Below are 16877 nucleotides of genomic sequence, written 5' to 3' on the forward strand. Positions count from 1 at the left end.
ATACGTCAGCGAAGGCTAGTATCGGCGGTAATACAAGCGCCTGCACAAGAAGGCGCAGTTGGGAGGATTTCATGGCTGACCTTTCAGCCGCCGGGAATGCCCCGGCCCGCGGCCCCCGGGCCGCATCCGATACGATTCATGAGGGCGCGCCGTTCAATCTGAACCGCATTCGCAAATCGGTCGTCGCGTCCATGCTCGACTCGAAACGCCGGTACGGCGGCAAGAAGATTGCCGCCGTCGATGCGGACGGGCGGGAGGTTTCCTTCAACGATCTGACGAAGGCCATGTTCGCCCTGGGTCATGCCCTCAAGGCCGGCACCGAGCGCGGCGAAGCCGTCGGAGTGCTGCTGCCCACGGGCGTAGGCGCGATCATCTCATTCTACGCCATCTCGGCCTATGGCCGCGTACCGGCCATGCTCAACTTCACCGCCGGCGAGCGTGCCCTCAAGGCCGCCTGCACCGCCTGCAAGGCAAGGAAGATCGTCACCGCCCACCGTTTCATCGAACTGGGCGAGCTGCGGGATCTCGAAGCGGAGCTCAAGAAGGATCACGAGCTGGTCTATCTGGAGGATGTGCGCGAGAACCTGTCGCTGATGGACAAGGCCTTTGCGGCGATCGGCACGCTCCTGCCCTTCGCCGTGCGGGCCCATCCGGATCCGGACAGTCCGGCCGTCTATCTCTTCACCTCGGGCACGGAAGGCGATCCGAAAGGCGTGGTGCTCAGCCATGCCAATCTCCTTGCCAATGTCGAGCAGGTGCGCGACCACATCAAGATCCTGCCCACCGATACGCTGTTCAATCCGCTGCCGACCTTTCACTGTTTCGGCCTCACGGGCGGCGTGCTGGTGCCGATCGGGCTAGGCGTACCGGCGATCTGTCATCCCACACCGCTGCAGGCCAAGACCATCGTCAAGCGCATCGCCGAGACGAAGGCGACCATCCTGTTCGCCACCGACACCTTCATGAACCAGTATGCCCGAGCGGCCGACGAAGGCGATCTCTCCTCGCTGCGCTTTGCCGTGTGTGGCGCCGAACGGGTGAAGGACGAGACGCGATCTTCGCTGCGACGGCGCTTCAATCTGGAAATCGTCGAGGGCTATGGCCTCACCGAAGCCGCGCCGGTGCTCTCGGTCAATCAGCCGGAAAACAACCGGCCGGGCACGGTCGGACAGCTGATGCCGGGCTGCCAGGCAAAGCTGGTGCCTGTCGAGGGCATCGAGGATGGCGGGCAATTGCACATCAAGGGCCCCAACATCATGAAGGGCTATATTCGCCCCTCCGCGCCGCTGGTCCTGGAAACTCCCGAGGACGGCTGGCACGATACCGGCGACATCGTTTCAATCGACGAGGACGGTTTCCTGCGTATCCGCGGCCGGGTGAAGCGCTTCGCCAAACTCGGCGGGGAAATGGTCTCGCTGGCCGTGGTGGAAAATTGCGCCACCTCGCTATGGCCCGACAATATGCATGCCGCTGCGGCCATTCCGGACAAGCGCAAGGGCGAACAGGTCATCCTGTTGACCGACTATCCCAAGGCCGACCGCGCCGACCTTGTCGCCTTCGCCCGCAATCACGGCATTTCCGAACTCGCCATCCCGCGCAAGATCATCCATGTCGGCAGCATTCCGGTGCTGGGTACCGGCAAGACCGACTACGGTTCGGTGCAGAAGACGGTCGAAGCGATGATGGCGGAGGAACTCAAACCCGCTCCCGAACCCGCCGAATAGCGGCAAACCGCAGAGGGGCCGGAACCCGGAAACAGGGCCTTCGGCACTGGAGGGAGACGGCCGACGGCGTCTGGGGAGACGTATGGGTTTCCGGGCCCCGGGTTCTGTTCCGGCTAGATCCGGTCGCAATCGCGGCCGGCCAGCGGCTCGTAGCGGAAACCGTTGCCGCGCGGCCGGTTTTCCGAGATTACCAGAAGGTCGCCTTCGATCCGCGAGCCGCGCCGGAATTCCACTTCGGCCGCACAGATCGTGCCGCCCCGGGCGAGCCGGCCGGATACCTCCACCCGGCCATTGCCGTCGCGATTGCCCTGTCCGCGGATCTCGACCGGGCCATTCACATCGGCGTGCAGATTCATATGGCCGGCATCCATTTCCAGCCGCCCGCGCACCTCGCCGCGCAGGGTCACACGGCCCGCCGCAATCTCGGCATCGCCGTCTATAACGGCATCGATATAGGCTGTGCCTGCGGCAATCTCGGCATTGCCGCCGACCGTGCCGGAAAAGCGCACCCGGCCCCCCTCGGCGGTCAAATTCCGGCCGACGCGGGCATTGGATCGCACCGTGGCGCCTGCCAGGGCCAGATCGCGGCCGACATCGCCGTCCGCGCCGACCATCATGCCGGAGAACTCGGCATCGCCGGGAACATCCACATTTCGCGACGCGACGAGTCCGGCGCTCTCCACCGACCGGTTCTCTCCCTGGCCGGAGACGTTATAGGTACAGGCCGACAACAAGACAGCCGCACCGGCGGCCAGGAGGGAAGATTTCAGCATGGCGTCCTCACGAGGTTGGCTTTGACCTCATGATGCACGGCGCCGTGCGATTGGATGCAATCCCGCTGGATTAGATGTGCAGCACGCGTCCGTAGGCGTCGAGCACGCTCTCATGCATCATTTCCGACAGGGTCGGATGCGGGAAAACGGTGTGCATCAGTTCGGCCTCGGTGGTTTCGAGCTGGCGCGCGATGGCATAGCCCTGGATCAGTTCGGTGACTTCCGCACCGACCATGTGTGCGCCCAAGAATTCGCCCGTTTTGGCGTCGAACACCGTTTTCACCAAGCCCTGATCGTCGCCCAGCGCGATGGCCTTGCCATTGCCCACGAAGGGGAAGCGGCCGACCTTTACCTCGTGGCCGGCCTCCTTCGCCTTCGCTTCGGTCAGGCCCACGGAGGCGATCTGCGGATGACAATAGGTACAGCCGGGGATATTGCCGGTCTCGAAGGCGTGCACATCCTGGCCGGAGATCTTCTCGACACAGACCACGCCTTCATGACTGGCCTTGTGTGCCAGCCAGGGCGGGCCGGCGACGTCACCGATCGCGTAGAGCCCCTTCACATTGGTACGGCCGAACCCGTCATTGACGACATGCCCGCGATCGATCTTCACGCCCAGCGCTTCCAGGCCGAGATTCTCCACATTGCCGACAATGCCGACGGCCAGGATTACCTTTTCCACCTCGACGGTCTGGGTCTTTCCCTTGGCGTCCTTGATGTGGACCTTCACCGACCTGGCCGACTTCTCCAGCTTTTCCACCTGAGCCGAGGTGATGAGTTTCATGCCCTGCTTCTTGAAGCTCCGGGCGGCAAGGGCGGAGATTTCCTCGTCCTCGACCGGCAGGACGCGGTCCATCATCTCCACAACGGTCACATCGGCGCCCATCGTGTTGTAGAAGCTTGCGAATTCGATACCGATCGCACCCGAGCCGATGACCAGGACGGATTTCGGCATGGTCTTGGGCACCATGGCCTCGCGATAGGTCCACACCTTGTCGCCATCGGGTTCCAGACCGGCCTGGGGAATCGTGCGGGCGCGTGCGCCGGTCGCGAGGATGACATGCTTGGCCGTGTACTTGTCCTTGCCCACCACGACGGCCGGCGCCTCTGCGCCCTTTTCCAGCGTCGCCTCGCCTTCGATCACCGTGATCTTGTGCTTTTTCATCAGCCCGCCGATACCGTTCGTCAGGCGTTTGGAGACATCGCGCGAACGCTTGACGATGGCCTCGACGTCATAGCCGATCTTGTCGGCGGACAGGCCGAAATCCCTGGCATGCTGCATGAGGTGATAGACCTCGGCCGTGCGCAGCAGCGCCTTGGTGGGAATACAGCCCCAGTTGAGGCAGATGCCGCCGAGATGCTCGCGCTCGACAACCGCCGTCTTGAAACCCAGCTGGGCCGCGCGGATGGCCGCGACATAACCGCCGGGGCCGCCGCCGATCACGATGACGTCGAAATTTCTGGCGGCCATGGAAACCCCTTTCATTCACATGCGAAATTTACAGCGTGCGCAGACTCGCCAGATAGCAGTGCGCCGCCCGCATATCAATGGCGGCCGGTCCTGCGGCGCGCTAGAGATCCTGTACCGGATTGGTCAGATCGCTAGGGGGATTGTCACCGGTATTCATGACGCCGGCGCGCTCGATCAGCATCATGTGAACCTTCTCGGTCTGTGCGACCGGTCTGTGACGCACGCCCCTGGGAATGACGCAGAACTCGCCCGGCCCCAGCACGACCGCATCCTCACCCTCGATCTCGATTTTCAGAACGCCGCGCGTCACGAGGAAAAACTCGTCCTCCTCGGCATGTGCATGCCAGTCGAATGCCCCTTCCGCCTTGGCAAGCTTGATCTCATAATCGTCCAGGCGACCGACGCGTCTGGGCGACCAGGCGTCCTTGAACTGGGCATGCTTTTCGGCAAGCGAAATGACCTCGACCGGCATTCAATCCTCCCCGGCAACGCAGTGCAATCTCAAGGCACCGCGATCGTCATTCGTCATGCTAGCCATATTCGACAGGAGAACGGAATGACGGGCGGCAGCGATCTCGACCACCTGATCCGGAACATGGCGCCCCACCTCGGCGCGACGACCTATGTCTTCGTCACCTTGCCGCCCGGCAACAGCGAGCCCGAAGGGCTGACGCCCCTACTGCGCTTCGCCGAAGACGAGGGACTCACCCTGATCCTGCCGGAAAGCCAGGCCCGCAAGGCCGGGCTGGATTTCACCTTTCCCTGCCGCCGCATCACCCTGAGCATACAATCCTCGCTTGAGGCCGTCGGCTTCATGGCGCGCATCGCAACCGCCCTGGCCGGGTCCGGTATCGGCTGCAATCCCGTCTCGGGCTATTTCCACGATCACCTTTTCGTACCGACAGACCGGGCGGAACAGGCTATGGCTGTGCTACAGGCGCTGTCCCGCGGCGAGGCCCTGGCCGAAATCGATTGACCGGTGCAGCGCCCGGCCCTATGAGCGCGCATCCGTTTTCCGGCGATGAGACGATATCGCGTTGAGCCTGATCGCTCCGGCCCTCACCGGCCTGCCCGCATTTGATGCCGACACGCTGTGCGACGAAATCGTGGCGCAGGGGTGGAGCGTTTGCCGGCTGGCCGATCCGGTCATGCTGGCCGCGCTCTGCGACGAGGCCGTCGCGCTCTGGCAGGAAGACGAACTCTCGCCCGCCGGGGTCGGCCGCGCGAAAGACCACGACGTCGTCCGCCGCATCCGCCGGGACAAGACCCGCTGGCTGGACGGATCGAGCCCCGCCCAGACGGCCTATCTCGCCTTCGCGGAAGCACTGCGGCGCGAGATCAACTACCGGCTGATGCTCGGCCTGTTCGCCTTCGAGGCGCACTATGCGGTCTATGAGTCCGGCGGATTCTACAAACGCCATATCGACAGTTTCCATGGCGCCCGCAACCGCATGCTCTCCTCCGTCCTTTATCTCAATCGGGACTGGGACCGGTCCGAGGGCGGACTTTTGCGTCTCTACGCACCGGACAGCGACAGGCTGGTCCAGGAGGTGGTCCCGGAATTCGGCACGCTGGCCGTCTTCCTGTCCGAGGACATCCCCCACGAGGTGACACCGGCCGGGCGCGAACGTTTCTCCATCGCCGGCTGGCACCGATGCAACGATCGCAGCCAGGTGCCCGCATTGCAGGCGAGGACACTGCCGGCGGGCGGGTGATGCGCCACTGCGATACATCTGCCGGCCAGGTCCTGGCCTCGCTCGCCGATCAGGAGGGCCCGGATAGCGCGGATGCGTTTTCGGGAAGACCCAGGCGCTATCCCTCGAGTACCCGCGCGGGCGTTGGTTGGCCGGCTTCGTCCAGGGCCACCATGACATAGCTTGCCTCACCTACCAGGCGCCGGTCGCCGGACATCAAGTCCTCGGCCTCGGCGCGAACGCCGACCTCCATCGAGGTGCGGCCAACCGAGACGACCCGCGCGATCACATCCAGCAGCTCGCCCTCCTTCGTCGGCGCGATGAAGTCGATCTTGTCGGAGGCGGCCATGCCGACGTCGCAGCGTGTATGGCGCGAGGCGGCGATATAGGCGGCCTTGCCCATCAGCGACATGGCATTGCCACCGAACAACTGTCCCAGATGATTGGTGTCGCCGGGGAAGACGAGCTGAAGCGTACGCGCATAGCCCGCAGGGCTGGGAGCGAAGTCCGGCAAGGCATCGGGCGAGGGCGGCAGGCGGTCGTGATTGGTCTTGCGGTCGGCGGCGACCATGGTGAAAGCGCCGCGCGTACAGACATGGCGCTCGCCGGTGCGCAGGTTTTCAGCGGCCAGCTCCACATCCACGATCAGCGAGGTCCGCCCGACCATGCGCACCTGGCCCGTCACTTCCACGAGATCGCCTACCCGCGCCGGCGCCACAAAATCCAGCTTGTCGCAGGAGGCAGTGACGAAGGGCCGCCGCGCATGCCGGGCCGCGACAAGGAAGGCCACCTTGTCCATCTCGGCCATCGCGGCCCCGCCGAAATACGTGCCCTGATGATTGGTCTGATGCGGGAAGACCAGGTCGCTATGGCGGATCTCGGCGAGATGGGCGGGTCGGGTCATCGGGTGTCCATTACGTGGCCAAGGCAAGCATAGCGGCAACCGCTCACCCCCGCAGCCACACCTCTATACCGCCATTCTCACACTCGGCAGCGTCCCAGGAAAACGTCCCGGGCCAGCAGAGACGGAATGCAAGGTCACATCAGCATCGTCATCGGATCTTCGACATAGGTCTTGAACGCCTGCAGCCATTTCGCGCCGGTGGCGCCGTCGACCACCCGGTGATCGCAGGTCAGCGTCACCGTCATCACCGTAGCGATAGCCAGCGCGCCGTCCTTGACGACCGGGCGCTGCTCGCCGGCACCGACGGACAGGATCATGCCCTGGGGCGGGTTGATGATGGAGGCGAAACTGTCGATGCCGAACATGCCCAGATTGGAGAGCGAGAACGTGCCGCCCTGGAATTCCTCGGGCTTGAGCTTCTTCTCGCGGGCGCGGGCGGCCAGGTCCTTCATCTCGCGGGAGATTTCAACCAGGCCCTTGCGGTCCGCATCCTTGACGATGGGCGTGATCAGCCCGCCCTCGATGGCCACGGCAACGGAGACGTCGGCGTGCTTGTGCCGGGCGATCAGGCCGCCCTCGATCCAGGAGGAATTCGCCGCCGGCACTTTCTTGAGAGCCAGGCCGGACGCCTTGATCAGGATGTCGTTGACCGAGACCTTGTCGCCATCCTTTTCCGCCGCCGCGTTCACGCGCTTGCGGAAGTCCAGCAGCGCGTCGATCCGGCAATCGACATTGAGCGGGAAGTGCGGGATGTCGCGGAAGCTTTCCGACAGCCGCTTGGCGGAAATCTTCGTGATATTGTCGGCCTTCTCGATCTCGTAGCGATCACGGGAAATGCCGTAGGCCTTCAGCGGGTCCTCCGCATCCACCGGCGCGGCGGACGGGGCTTCGGCCGCAGCGGCAGAGGGCCGGGCGCTCTCGACATCACGCTTCACGATCCGGCCGTAAGGGCCCGATCCTTCGATGGATTTCAGGTCGAGCCCCTTCTCGGCCGCGATGCGGCGCGCCAGCGGGCTGGCCTTGATGCGTTCGCCATCCTTCGACGGAGCCGGCGGAGCCTTGGTGTCGGACGGCACATCCTCCAGCTTGCGCGACCCGGAACCGCCGGAGGACTTGCCGGACTTGGCGTCGGACTTGGCTTCCGCCTTGTCCTCCGGCTTGGCCTCGGCCTTCTTGTCGCTCTCGCCGCTATCCTTGCCAGCATCCTCGAGCGCGCTTTCGTCCTCGCCCTCCTCCAGCAGCATGGCGATGACGGCATTGACCTTCACACCCTCGGTGCCCTCCTCGACGAGGATTTTCCCGACCGTGCCCTCGTCAACCGCCTCGACTTCCATGGTCGCCTTGTCGGTCTCGATCTCGGCAATGACGTCGCCGCTCTCGACGGTGTCGCCCGTCTTCACATGCCATTTGGCCAGCGTGCCCTCTTCCATCGTGGGCGAGAGGGCCGGCATCAGGATTTCGATCGCCATGGTCTTTTCCTCGTTCAGGCCTGGTTGGCCGCGGTCGTTGGCATATCGCCGTCTTCGTCCCAGCTGGCGCCGTCGAATTCCTGGAAGCGCAGCTGCAGGTTCGCATCGCCGTCCAGGCAGCGCAGATTGACGGAGATCCCGTCCGGGCGCGAGCGCATGGTGTGGTGGGTGGTCACGTGGCAGGTCCTGCACGAACGGTGCCTGGCCGTGTGCGTGTGGAAGGAATACTCGCCGATATTGTCTTCACCCTGGGTGACACGGAAATCGGCCTCGTCCACCACGAGATGAATGAAGCCCGTCTTGGCGCACAGCGAGCAATTGCACGAGATCACCACGACCGCGTCGGTGACATTCACCTCGAAGCGCACGGCGCCGCAATGGCAGCCGCCGGAACGCCAGGATTTTTCCGGTGTGCCAGCCATCAGCCCTACTCCGCGTAACAGACAGCCTTCGCCGCCTTCACGATATCCTCCACGTCCGGCAGGGAGAGTTTCTCCAGATTGCCGGCATAGGGCAGCGGCACGTCGGCCTGGTGGACGCGTGCGGGCGGAGCGTCGAGATAGTCGAAGGCTTCCGCGGTGACGACGGCGGCGATTTCCGCGCCGACGCCCATCCGGCCCCAGCCTTCCTCGGCACAGACGATGCGGTTGGTCTTCTTCACCGAATTGACCACGGTCTCGGTGTCCAGCGGGCGCAGGGTGCGCAGATCGATCACTTCCGCATCGATGCCTTCGGCGGCCAGTTTCTGCGCCGCTTCCAGGGCAAAACCGACCATGCGCGAATGCGCGGTGATGGTGACGTCCGAGCCCTCGCGACGGACCTTCGCCTTGCCGATCGGCAGAACCCAGTCCTCCACGTCCGGCACGTCGAACGTCTCGCCATAGATCAGTTCGTGCTCGAGGAAGACGACCGGATTGGGATCGCGGATGGCGGCCTTCAGCAGGCCCTTGGCGTCGGCCGCATCGTAGGGCGCGATCACCTTGAGACCGGGCACATTGGCGTACCAGGCGGAATAGTCCTGGGAGTGCTGGGCGCCGACACGGCTGGCCGCACCATTGGGGCCGCGGAACACAATGGGACAGCCCATCTGGCCGCCGGACATGTAGAGCGTCTTGGCGGCGGAATTGATGATCTGGTCGATGGCCTGCATGGCGAAGTTGAAGGTCATGAATTCCACGACCGGTTTCAGCCCGTTAAAGGCCGCACCCACGCCCAGGCCGGCAAAGCCGTGCTCGGTGATCGGCGTGTCGACGACGCGCTTGGCCCCGAATTCGGCGAGCAGGCCGCGGGTGACCTTGTAGGCGCCTTCATATTCGGCGACTTCCTCGCCCATCACGAAGACCGTGTCGTCGCGGCGCATTTCCTCGGCCATGGCATCGCGCAGCGCATCGCGCACCGTGGTTTCCACCATTTTCGTACCCTCGGGCACATCCGGGTCGGATGCGTCAGGCGCCGAATGATCGACAAAGACGGGCGCCCCCTTGCCGGCGTCGTCTGTGTCGTTGTCATCTGCCGCATCGCCGGCCTGTCCATCGGCCGCTTCGCCGCCGGGTTCCGGCACCTCGACATTCGACGGGTCCTCGCCCTCTTCGGCCAGGATCGCGATGGGCACATTGACCTTCACGCCCTCGGTGCCTTCGGCGACCAGGAGTTTGGCAACCGTGCCCTCTTCGACGGCTTCGACTTCCATCGTCGCCTTGTCGGTTTCGATCTCGGCGATGACGTCACCGCTTTCCACGGTATCGCCTTCCTTGATCAGCCATTTGGCCAGCGTGCCCTCTTCCATGGTGGGCGAAAGGGCCGGCATGAGAATTTGGGTAGGCATGGAGTGTCTTCCGTCTAGTGAGGGCCGAAATTCGATGCGGCAAGCTGGGTGTGAACAAAGCGGGTCGGCGTCCATTTTTCAAAACGCCGGGCGATGCGGGCCTCGGTCGTCTCCGCGGCGTAGTCGGCGGGCGCTTCCTCGATATCGAGGAAGTCCGCCATGCGCAGACCCGTGACATTGATTGTGGAGACGATGCGCCCGCCCTCGCCCATCACGGCCGCCACATAGGTGCCGCAGGTCCTGCAGATCAGGAAATCCGCCGTGCGCAGCGCAAAGCGGTAGCGATGGATGTCGTCCGGACCGCAATCGATCTCGATCGCGCCGGCCGGATCGGAAATATTCACTGCGCCCTGGCGGCGGCAGAAGTCGCACTGACAGGTCCGGACGCCCAGCATTTGCGGGGTCTTTCGGGTTTCAAAAGACACTCCAACCTTTCCGCAGTGGCATTGACCGGAATAGCGCATCACTTTCGACCTTCACTCAGCCGTTGGCCGCTTCGGGTTTGTATCTCAGCGCGTGCTCGCGCATCTTGCCGGCGAATTCGACCAGCGTGTTCAGAGGCCGGATCAACACCTCGATCCGGGCCATTTTTCCGGCATCGTCCAGGGTGATCTTGTCGATCCCCACCAGGTCCTTGCCGTCCACCGTGCCGGTGAATTCCAGCATGATCTCGTTGCCGTCTATCCAGTCCTGGCGATAGGCAAAGCCCTCGATATTGGTGATCACGCCCATCAGGATATGCAGCAGATAGTGCTTGTCGGCCGAGGGTTTCCACACCACCGGAGAGTGCAGTTCACAGCCCTCGGCTATGATACTTTCAAGTTTGGCCTGGCTGCGCTCGCGCACGGCGGCATGCCAGGTATCCAGGAAATGCTTCACTTGCGGCGTCATCGTGTCTCTCCCCTATTACGCCGCCACTCCCGCACAGGCTCGCCCCCAAGGCGAGCCCTGAGCGCAGTCGCGGACAATCGGGAGGCACATCGCAATCAAACCTCCACAAGCACGTCCGTATAGAGCTCGGAGGGATCCGGCTCTGGGCTTTCCTTGGCGAACTCGGCCGCCGCGTTGACGATGGTCTTCACCTCCTTGTCGATCTCCTTGAGCTCGTCCTCACTGGCGTGCTTGCCCTCGATGAGGCGCTTCTTGACGAGATCGATCGGGTCGTGGTGCGAGCGCACATCGTCGACTTCCTCGCGCGTGCGATACTTCGCCGGGTCCGACATGGAGTGGCCGCGATAGCGGTAGGTCTTCATTTCCAGGATATAGGGACCCTTGCCCTCGCGGGCGTGTTTGACGGCCTTCTCGGCTGCCCGCTTCACTGCCTCGACATCCATGCCGTCAACGTCCTCCCCGGGAATGCCGAAGGAGGCGCCGCGCTTGTGCAGGTGGGTTTCCGAGGAGGCGCGCTTGACCGCCGTGCCCATGGCGTACTGGTTGTTCTCGATGATGTAGACGACCGGCAGGTTCCAGAGCTTGGCCATGTTGAAGCTCTCATAGACCTGGCCCTGATTGGCCGCACCATCGCCGAAATAGGTCACGGCAACCTTCTTGTTTTCCTTGTAGGCATCGGCAAAGGCCAGGCCCGTGCCCAGCGAGACCTGGGCGCCGACGATGCCGTGGCCGCCATAGAACTGCTTCTCGCGCGAGAACATGTGCATCGATCCGCCCTTGCCGCGCGAATAACCGCCCTCGCGGCCGGTGAGCTCGGCCATGACGCCGTTCGGATCCATGCCCGTGGCCAGCATGTGGGCGTGGTCGCGATAACCGGTGATAACCTGGTCGCCCTCCTCCAGCGCCGCCTGGATGCCCGTCACGACGGCTTCCTGGCCGATATAGAGGTGACAGAAGCCGGCGATCAGCCCCATGCCGTAGAGCTGGCCCGCCTTTTCCTCGAAACGCCGCATCAGCAGCATCTCGCGATAGTATTGAAGCAGCTCTTCTTTTCCGGCCGGCTTGGCGCCAGCCTTCGATGCGGAGGTTTTCGTGGTACGCTTGGCAGCCATTAATTCGTACGCGAAATAAACTGTTCGCGCTCCCATCTGACAGTGGGTGCCGCATATCAGATGGATGACGTGGACGGCAAGCGCTTGGGCAAAAAAAGGGCATGCTGCAGGCGCGATGTATGGAAGCGGGCCTTCTTTGCATCGCCCGCGGCCCACCCGATGGGAGGAAGGCGCGGCCCCGCCGTCAACACCGCCTTGCAGACCGAACTCCGGCTCATGGGCCGGGGCCGTCGGGATTCATGTTCTTGGGAAGAGCGCCTTAGCGTTGCGCGTCGGGTTCGATTTCGACGATGAATTCGCGCGGATGGGCAACATTGAGTATGTCGCGAGCGCGTTCCTCGACATAGTCGAGGTCGAGACTGTCGGAGCGCAGGCGGGCCGCTGTTTCTTCCAGGGCTTCGCGTTCGGCCACGGCGAGTTCCAGTTCGGCCTCGGCAGCGCGAATCTCGTTCTCGACGACGATCCAGTTCAGAACGCCCTGCTCGCCGGTAAGCGCGTGATAGCCGAAATAGGCAATCGCCACCGCGAGAAAGACACTCGTGCCGTATCGCTTGAAAGCGTCCAAACCTGACCACCCTGGTTAACCCGGCTGTCCCGCGCCGGTGTTGTCGTCCAGGGTGATTCAACACGTTTCGGCTTTAGGAACGGTGAATCCGGGATTCAGCCACTGGTAAGATTCACGGTAACGCCGCCTCCCCCCGGCCTGTGGAGGGGATCAATCCTAGGCCAGGCCGCTATCCCCGGCATAGACCGCGGTCTCGCCCAGTAGCGCCTCAATACGCAGGAGCTGGTTGTATTTGGCGGTGCGGTCGGAGCGCGCCAGCGAGCCGGTCTTGATCTGTCCGCAATTGGTGGCAACCGCCAGGTCGGCAATGGTGGCGTCTTCCGTCTCGCCGGAGCGGTGGGACATCACCGCGCCATAGCCCGAGCGCAGGGCCATATCGACTGCATCCAGGGTTTCCGACAGCGTGCCGATCTGGTTGACCTTGACGAGAATGGCGTTGGCCGCGCCGGTCTCGATGCCGTGGGCAAGGCGTTCGGGATTCGTCACGAAGAGATCGTCGCCGACGAGTTGACAGGTGTCGCCGATACGGTCGGTCAACGCCTTCCAGCCTTCCCAGTCATCCTCGGCCATTCCGTCCTCGATAGAGACGATCGGGTATTTGCCAACCAGGTCTTCCAGATACTGCGCAAAACCGGCCGAATCGTGCGTCACGCCCGCCCCGGCCATGACGTACTTGCCGTCCTTGAAGAACTCCGTGGAGGCGACGTCGAGCGCCAGCGCCACTTCCTCGCCAGGCCGGTATCCGGCCGATTCTATGGCGGCCATGATCACGTCCAGCGCCTGCTCGGCCGAGTTGAGATTCGGCGCGAAACCGCCCTCATCGCCGACATTCGTGTTCAGCCCGTCCGCCTTGAGGCGCGCCTTGAGAGCGTGGAACACCTCGGCGCCACAGCGCAAGGCCTCGGAGAAGGTCGGCAGGCCGACCGGCATGATCATGAATTCCTGGAAGTCGATCGGATTGTCGGCATGAGCGCCGCCATTGATGATGTTCATCATCGGGGCCGGCAGGACCCGTGCATTCAGGCCACCGATGTAGCGATAGAGCGGCTGGCCGTGCACGTCGGCCGCCGCCTTGGCCACCGCCAGGGAGACGCCGAGCATGGCATTGGCACCCAGGCGGGCCTTGTTGGCCGTCCCGTCCAGTTCGATCATTGCCTCGTCGATGCGGCGCTGGTCCTCCGCATCCATGCCGGCGAGCGCTTCGAAAATCTCGCCCTCGACATGACCGGCAGCCTTTTCAACACCCTTTCCGCCATAGCGTTCGTCATTGTCGCGCAGCTCGACGGCCTCGTGCGCTCCGGTCGAAGCGCCGGACGGCACCGCGGCGCGGCCGAAAGACCCGTCCTCCAGCAGCACGTCGACCTCTACGGTCGGGTTGCCCCGGCTGTCGAGGATTTCGCGGGCGGCGATGTCGATAATGGCGGTCATGATCGGAGCTCTTTGGGCAGGAAGGATCTGGGCGCTTCATAACCAACGCGCAGGATGGCGCAAGTCCGCGTCTGCGCAGGTTTTCCACTGTTAACGCGAACAGCCTGCGATTAATACCGCCCGAACGAAAACGCGCCCGGATTTCTCCGGGCGCGTTTCAGGAAATTCGTGCCGAACGCTGACGTTCGTGGCGCAAAAACGACTCAGTCGTCTTTCGGCTCCAGAATCTGGCGGCCGCGATACATGCCCGACTTCAGATCGACATGATGCGGACGGCGCAGTTCGCCGCTGTCCTTGTCTTCGATGTAGACCGGGCTCGACAGCTTGTCGTGGCTCCGGCGCATGCCGCGCTTGCTCGGCGTGGTTTTTCTCTTAGGGACGGCCATGAGCCTCTCCACATATTCTGAATCATGCTCCGGACAGCCCTCGCCATCCGTTCGAGCCGCGCCGTATACAGGTAGATACGGCGCGGCGCAAGCATTCCCGGCGGTTCATTGCAGACCGCCGGCTGTCGGCGGGCTCAGCCCTCGTGGGCAAGATGCACCGAACCACCCATGGTCGAGCGCACCTCGCGGCTCGGCGGCGATCCATGAACCCGCAGCGAGGCGCCCATGGACGCGCTCGCCGAAACACTGTCGGTCGCATGGACGGAGGCCGAGGCTCCGGTCGAGGCCTCCACATCGACATCGGCACAGATCAGCTCCGACGCGTTCAGGGAGGACCCTGTCGAGGCCTCCAGATCGAGCGATGCGCACCGCCCGGCGATGCGGGAACTGGACCCCGTCGACACATTGATCCGCAGCTCGTCGGACTCAATATCCGTGACCCGCGCCGAAATACCACGATTGAAGTCCAGCGCACGGATCTCGGTCACCGTCACTTCGACTACCACGTCCAGCGATCGGCGGCGCGAAAAGAGACCGCTGTCCTGTTCCACCTCAAGACGCCCGTTGCGGACCTCGACATGGATATCCTCGAAATCGTCGGCATCGCCCGTCAGCCGGACTGACGGCGCATCGCCGCGCACAATCTCGATCTCGTAGCCGCCACCGGCATCGATCCGGTCGAAGGCGCCGACCTCGATATCCTGGCTGTCCTGTGACCAGGCGGCGCTTGTGGCCAGCGCCATGCCGCTCAATACGGCGAAAATCGTCTTGCACATCGTGCTGCTCTCCCTCTTCACCCCCTATCGCATGATAGCGGATCCCGTATGGGATGCATGTGAAAGCCTGTTTAGATGCGTGCCAATCGGCCTTTAATGCATACGCCAGGCAAAAGTGGCGAGGAGGCAGGCATGGATATCGCGGAATTCGAAACCTGGTCGAAGCGCCTGGCGCAATGGTCGGCCGAATATCGCCGGACCCTGCGGGACCGCCCCGTGCGGCCGGACTGCCAGCCCGGACAGGTCCTTGCGCAACTGCCGGAAGCACCGCCAGTGGACGGCACGGACATGGCCACGATCTTCGCCGATTTCGAACGCATCGTGCCGGAGGCGATGACGCATTGGCAGCATCCGCGCTTCATGGCCTATTTCCCGGCCAATGCTGCCCTGCCCTCCGTCCTGGCCGAACAGGTTGTCTCCACCATCGCTGCACAGTGCATGCTCTGGCAGACCTCGCCCGCGGCGACGGAGATGGAGACCCGGATGGTCGACTGGATGCGCCAGGCGCTGGGCCTGCCGCACGGCTGGCGCGGTGTGATCCAGGATTCGGCCTCCTCGGCGACCCTGTCGGCGGTGATGACGATGCGCGAACGGGCGCTGGACTGGCGCGGCATTCGCTCGGGACTGGCCGGCGGGCCCGCCCCGCGCATTTACGCCTCGGTCCAGACTCATTCCTCGGTGGACAAGGCCGGCTGGGTGGCGGGAATCGGCCAGGACAATCTGGTGAAAATTCCCACCCGTCCCGATTACGGCATGGATCCGGACGCCCTGCGCGCCGCCATCGCCGCCGACCGGGCGGCGGGCTACCAGCCGGCCGGCATCGTGATCTGCACCGGCGGCACATCGATCGGCGCCTGCGATCCGGTGGCCGAGATCGTCGCCGTGGCCCGGGAGGAAGGCCTCTACACCCATCTCGACGCCGCCTGGGCCGGATCGGCGATGATCTGCGAGGAATTCCGCGAGCACTGGGCCGGCGTAGAGGGGGTCGATTCCCTGGTCTTCAATCCGCACAAATGGCTCGGCGCCCAGTTCGACTGTTCGATCCAGTTCCTCAAGGATCCCGCCGACCAGGTGCGCACTCTCACCCTGCGTCCCGACTATCTGGAAACGCCGGGCCTGGACGAGGTGGTGAACTATTCGGAATGGACAGTGCCACTGGGCCGCCGCTTCCGCGCCCTCAAACTCTGGTTCCTGATCCGCGCCTACGGGCTGGAGGGCCTGCGCACGCGCATCCGCAACCACATCGCCTGGTCGCGCGAGGCCGAGACCGCCATCGCCGCCCTGCCCCGTTTCCGCATCGTCACCACCGGCCGCTTCAGCCTCTTTACCTTCCGCTACGAGCCGCCCGGCGAGGATGCGGATGCGGCGACGGCGGCGTTGCTGGAGCGTATCAACACCGACGGCCGCACCTACCTCACCCAGACCCGCCACGAGGGCGACTACGTGATCCGATTCCAGGTGGGGCAGTTCGACTGCACGCGGGAGGATGTGATGACGGCGGTGGGGGTGGTGGGGGAGCTGGCTGAACAGACGTAGGATAAAACACCGTCGGCGGAGAGCGTCATCCTTCCCCTTGATGGGGAAGGTGGCCCAGCGCGAAGCGCTGGGTCGGAAGGGGTGAATCCCGGTGCATATAAGTCAAGCACCTCGCCCCCACCCACTCCACCGCAGCAAAGCTGCGGTCCCCCTCGCCCATCAAGGGCGAGGATGGGAGCGTGGCCAGTCGCGACTGCAGCCCTGTCGTCTGGGTCACTTGGAAGCTTGCGTTTTGACCAGATAGAACAAGAAGAGGCCAAGGCTGAACAGTAAGATCGGCGTCATTCCGATAAGAAAATCGGCAACGCTACCTTTCCGCCGGA

General features: G+C 63.9%; 18 protein-coding genes. 4 read left to right on the forward strand and 14 right to left on the reverse strand.

Annotated features, from left to right (window positions below):
• Nucleotides 1–71 precede the first annotated feature (71 nt).
• The gene (locus Q1U94_RS02680) at nucleotides 72–1724 is read left to right on the forward strand and encodes an AMP-binding protein (RefSeq protein ID WP_300541671.1); all 1653 of its coding nucleotides are present in this window, start codon (nucleotides 72–74) and stop codon (nucleotides 1722–1724) included.
• 113 nt (nucleotides 1725–1837) lie between these two features.
• Here Q1U94_RS02680 and Q1U94_RS02685 read toward each other — a convergent pair whose 3' ends face one another.
• The 3 genes from Q1U94_RS02685 to Q1U94_RS02695 all read right to left on the reverse strand — a co-directional run bounded on the left by Q1U94_RS02685 (nucleotide 1838) and on the right by Q1U94_RS02695 (nucleotide 4440).
• Nucleotides 1838–2497: a hypothetical protein gene (locus Q1U94_RS02685; protein ID WP_300541673.1), complete on the reverse strand. Its 660-nt coding sequence runs from the start codon at nucleotides 2495–2497 to the stop codon at nucleotides 1838–1840.
• A gap of 70 nt (nucleotides 2498–2567) precedes the next feature.
• The gene (lpdA, locus tag Q1U94_RS02690; RefSeq protein ID WP_300541675.1) at nucleotides 2568–3968 is read right to left on the reverse strand and encodes a dihydrolipoyl dehydrogenase; all 1401 of its coding nucleotides are present in this window, start codon (nucleotides 3966–3968) and stop codon (nucleotides 2568–2570) included.
• 100 nt (nucleotides 3969–4068) lie between these two features.
• A complete protein-coding gene (locus tag Q1U94_RS02695) occupies nucleotides 4069–4440 on the reverse strand; it encodes a cupin domain-containing protein (protein WP_300541678.1) in 372 nt (123 codons plus the stop codon).
• Between the two features lie 84 nt (nucleotides 4441–4524).
• Here Q1U94_RS02695 and Q1U94_RS02700 point away from each other — a divergent pair, with 84 nt between their 5' ends.
• Nucleotides 4525–4944 (forward strand): ACT domain-containing protein, encoded by a 420-nt coding sequence (locus Q1U94_RS02700; protein WP_300541680.1) that lies wholly within the window; start codon nucleotides 4525–4527, stop codon nucleotides 4942–4944.
• A gap of 61 nt (nucleotides 4945–5005) precedes the next feature.
• Complete coding sequence (locus Q1U94_RS02705; RefSeq protein WP_300541682.1) at nucleotides 5006–5683, forward strand: 2OG-Fe(II) oxygenase; 678 nt, start codon at nucleotides 5006–5008, stop codon at nucleotides 5681–5683.
• 97 nt (nucleotides 5684–5780) lie between these two features.
• Here the strand turns inward: Q1U94_RS02705 and Q1U94_RS02710 are convergent, their stop codons facing one another.
• The 11 genes from Q1U94_RS02710 to Q1U94_RS02760 all read right to left on the reverse strand — a co-directional run bounded on the left by Q1U94_RS02710 (nucleotide 5781) and on the right by Q1U94_RS02760 (nucleotide 15018).
• Entirely contained in the window at nucleotides 5781–6566 is a 786-nt protein-coding gene (locus Q1U94_RS02710; protein WP_300541684.1) for an acyl-CoA thioesterase, read from the reverse strand.
• A gap of 134 nt (nucleotides 6567–6700) precedes the next feature.
• Nucleotides 6701–8035, reverse strand: a complete 1335-nt coding sequence (locus Q1U94_RS02715) for a pyruvate dehydrogenase complex dihydrolipoamide acetyltransferase (protein ID WP_300541686.1) — start codon at nucleotides 8033–8035, stop codon at nucleotides 6701–6703.
• A gap of 14 nt (nucleotides 8036–8049) precedes the next feature.
• Nucleotides 8050–8457: a GFA family protein gene (locus Q1U94_RS02720; RefSeq protein WP_300541688.1), complete on the reverse strand. Its 408-nt coding sequence runs from the start codon at nucleotides 8455–8457 to the stop codon at nucleotides 8050–8052.
• Between the two features lie 5 nt (nucleotides 8458–8462).
• On the reverse strand, nucleotides 8463–9860 hold the full coding sequence (locus tag Q1U94_RS02725) for a pyruvate dehydrogenase complex E1 component subunit beta (RefSeq protein WP_300541691.1): 1398 nt from the start codon (nucleotides 9858–9860) through the stop codon (nucleotides 8463–8465).
• A gap of 14 nt (nucleotides 9861–9874) precedes the next feature.
• Entirely contained in the window at nucleotides 9875–10285 is a 411-nt protein-coding gene (locus Q1U94_RS02730) for a hypothetical protein (protein WP_300541693.1), read from the reverse strand.
• Between the two features lie 55 nt (nucleotides 10286–10340).
• Nucleotides 10341–10751 (reverse strand): hypothetical protein, encoded by a 411-nt coding sequence (locus tag Q1U94_RS02735; protein WP_300541695.1) that lies wholly within the window; start codon nucleotides 10749–10751, stop codon nucleotides 10341–10343.
• A 95-nt stretch (nucleotides 10752–10846) separates the two neighbouring features.
• Complete coding sequence (gene pdhA / locus Q1U94_RS02740; RefSeq protein WP_300541697.1) at nucleotides 10847–11863, reverse strand: pyruvate dehydrogenase (acetyl-transferring) E1 component subunit alpha; 1017 nt, start codon at nucleotides 11861–11863, stop codon at nucleotides 10847–10849.
• 259 nt (nucleotides 11864–12122) lie between these two features.
• Nucleotides 12123–12428 carry a septum formation initiator family protein gene (locus Q1U94_RS02745; RefSeq protein WP_300541699.1) on the reverse strand — a complete coding sequence of 102 codons (306 nt, stop codon included), beginning with the start codon at nucleotides 12426–12428 and terminating at the stop codon, nucleotides 12123–12125.
• A 156-nt stretch (nucleotides 12429–12584) separates the two neighbouring features.
• Nucleotides 12585–13856, reverse strand: coding sequence for a phosphopyruvate hydratase (gene eno / locus Q1U94_RS02750; protein ID WP_300541701.1), 1272 nt, complete (start codon nucleotides 13854–13856; stop codon nucleotides 12585–12587).
• A 203-nt stretch (nucleotides 13857–14059) separates the two neighbouring features.
• The gene (rpmF, locus tag Q1U94_RS02755; protein ID WP_300541703.1) at nucleotides 14060–14242 is read right to left on the reverse strand and encodes a 50S ribosomal protein L32; all 183 of its coding nucleotides are present in this window, start codon (nucleotides 14240–14242) and stop codon (nucleotides 14060–14062) included.
• A 134-nt stretch (nucleotides 14243–14376) separates the two neighbouring features.
• Nucleotides 14377–15018 carry a head GIN domain-containing protein gene (locus Q1U94_RS02760; protein ID WP_300541705.1) on the reverse strand — a complete coding sequence of 214 codons (642 nt, stop codon included), beginning with the start codon at nucleotides 15016–15018 and terminating at the stop codon, nucleotides 14377–14379.
• Nucleotides 15019–15150: 132 nt separating this feature from the next.
• Between Q1U94_RS02760 and Q1U94_RS02765 the strand changes: the two genes are divergently transcribed.
• A complete protein-coding gene (locus tag Q1U94_RS02765; protein ID WP_300541707.1) occupies nucleotides 15151–16554 on the forward strand; it encodes a pyridoxal-dependent decarboxylase in 1404 nt (467 codons plus the stop codon).
• Nucleotides 16555–16877 lie beyond the last annotated feature (323 nt).

Source organism: Maricaulis sp. (genome assembly GCF_030149515.1).
GTDB lineage: Bacteria > Pseudomonadota > Alphaproteobacteria > Caulobacterales > Maricaulaceae > Maricaulis.

Coding starts and splice junctions, on each gene's coding strand:
- Q1U94_RS02685 (WP_300541673.1), bottom strand. CDS start 2,497: ATGCTGAAATCTTCCCTCCTGGCCGCCGGTGCGGCTGTCTTGTTGTCG.
- Q1U94_RS02715 (WP_300541686.1), bottom strand. CDS start 8,035: ATGGCGATCGAAATCCTGATGCCGGCCCTCTCGCCCACGATGGAAGAG.
- Q1U94_RS02700 (WP_300541680.1), top strand. CDS start 4,525: ATGACGGGCGGCAGCGATCTCGACCACCTGATCCGGAACATGGCGCCC.
- Q1U94_RS02710 (WP_300541684.1), bottom strand. CDS start 6,566: ATGACCCGACCCGCCCATCTCGCCGAGATCCGCCATAGCGACCTGGTC.
- lpdA (WP_300541675.1), bottom strand. CDS start 3,968: ATGGCCGCCAGAAATTTCGACGTCATCGTGATCGGCGGCGGCCCCGGC.
- Q1U94_RS02760 (WP_300541705.1), bottom strand. CDS start 15,018: ATGTGCAAGACGATTTTCGCCGTATTGAGCGGCATGGCGCTGGCCACA.
- Q1U94_RS02735 (WP_300541695.1), bottom strand. CDS start 10,751: ATGACGCCGCAAGTGAAGCATTTCCTGGATACCTGGCATGCCGCCGTG.
- rpmF (WP_300541703.1), bottom strand. CDS start 14,242: ATGGCCGTCCCTAAGAGAAAAACCACGCCGAGCAAGCGCGGCATGCGC.
- Q1U94_RS02765 (WP_300541707.1), top strand. CDS start 15,151: ATGGATATCGCGGAATTCGAAACCTGGTCGAAGCGCCTGGCGCAATGG.
- Q1U94_RS02680 (WP_300541671.1), top strand. CDS start 72: ATGGCTGACCTTTCAGCCGCCGGGAATGCCCCGGCCCGCGGCCCCCGG.
- Q1U94_RS02725 (WP_300541691.1), bottom strand. CDS start 9,860: ATGCCTACCCAAATTCTCATGCCGGCCCTTTCGCCCACCATGGAAGAG.
- pdhA (WP_300541697.1), bottom strand. CDS start 11,863: ATGGCTGCCAAGCGTACCACGAAAACCTCCGCATCGAAGGCTGGCGCC.
- Q1U94_RS02695 (WP_300541678.1), bottom strand. CDS start 4,440: ATGCCGGTCGAGGTCATTTCGCTTGCCGAAAAGCATGCCCAGTTCAAG.
- eno (WP_300541701.1), bottom strand. CDS start 13,856: ATGACCGCCATTATCGACATCGCCGCCCGCGAAATCCTCGACAGCCGG.
- Q1U94_RS02720 (WP_300541688.1), bottom strand. CDS start 8,457: ATGGCTGGCACACCGGAAAAATCCTGGCGTTCCGGCGGCTGCCATTGC.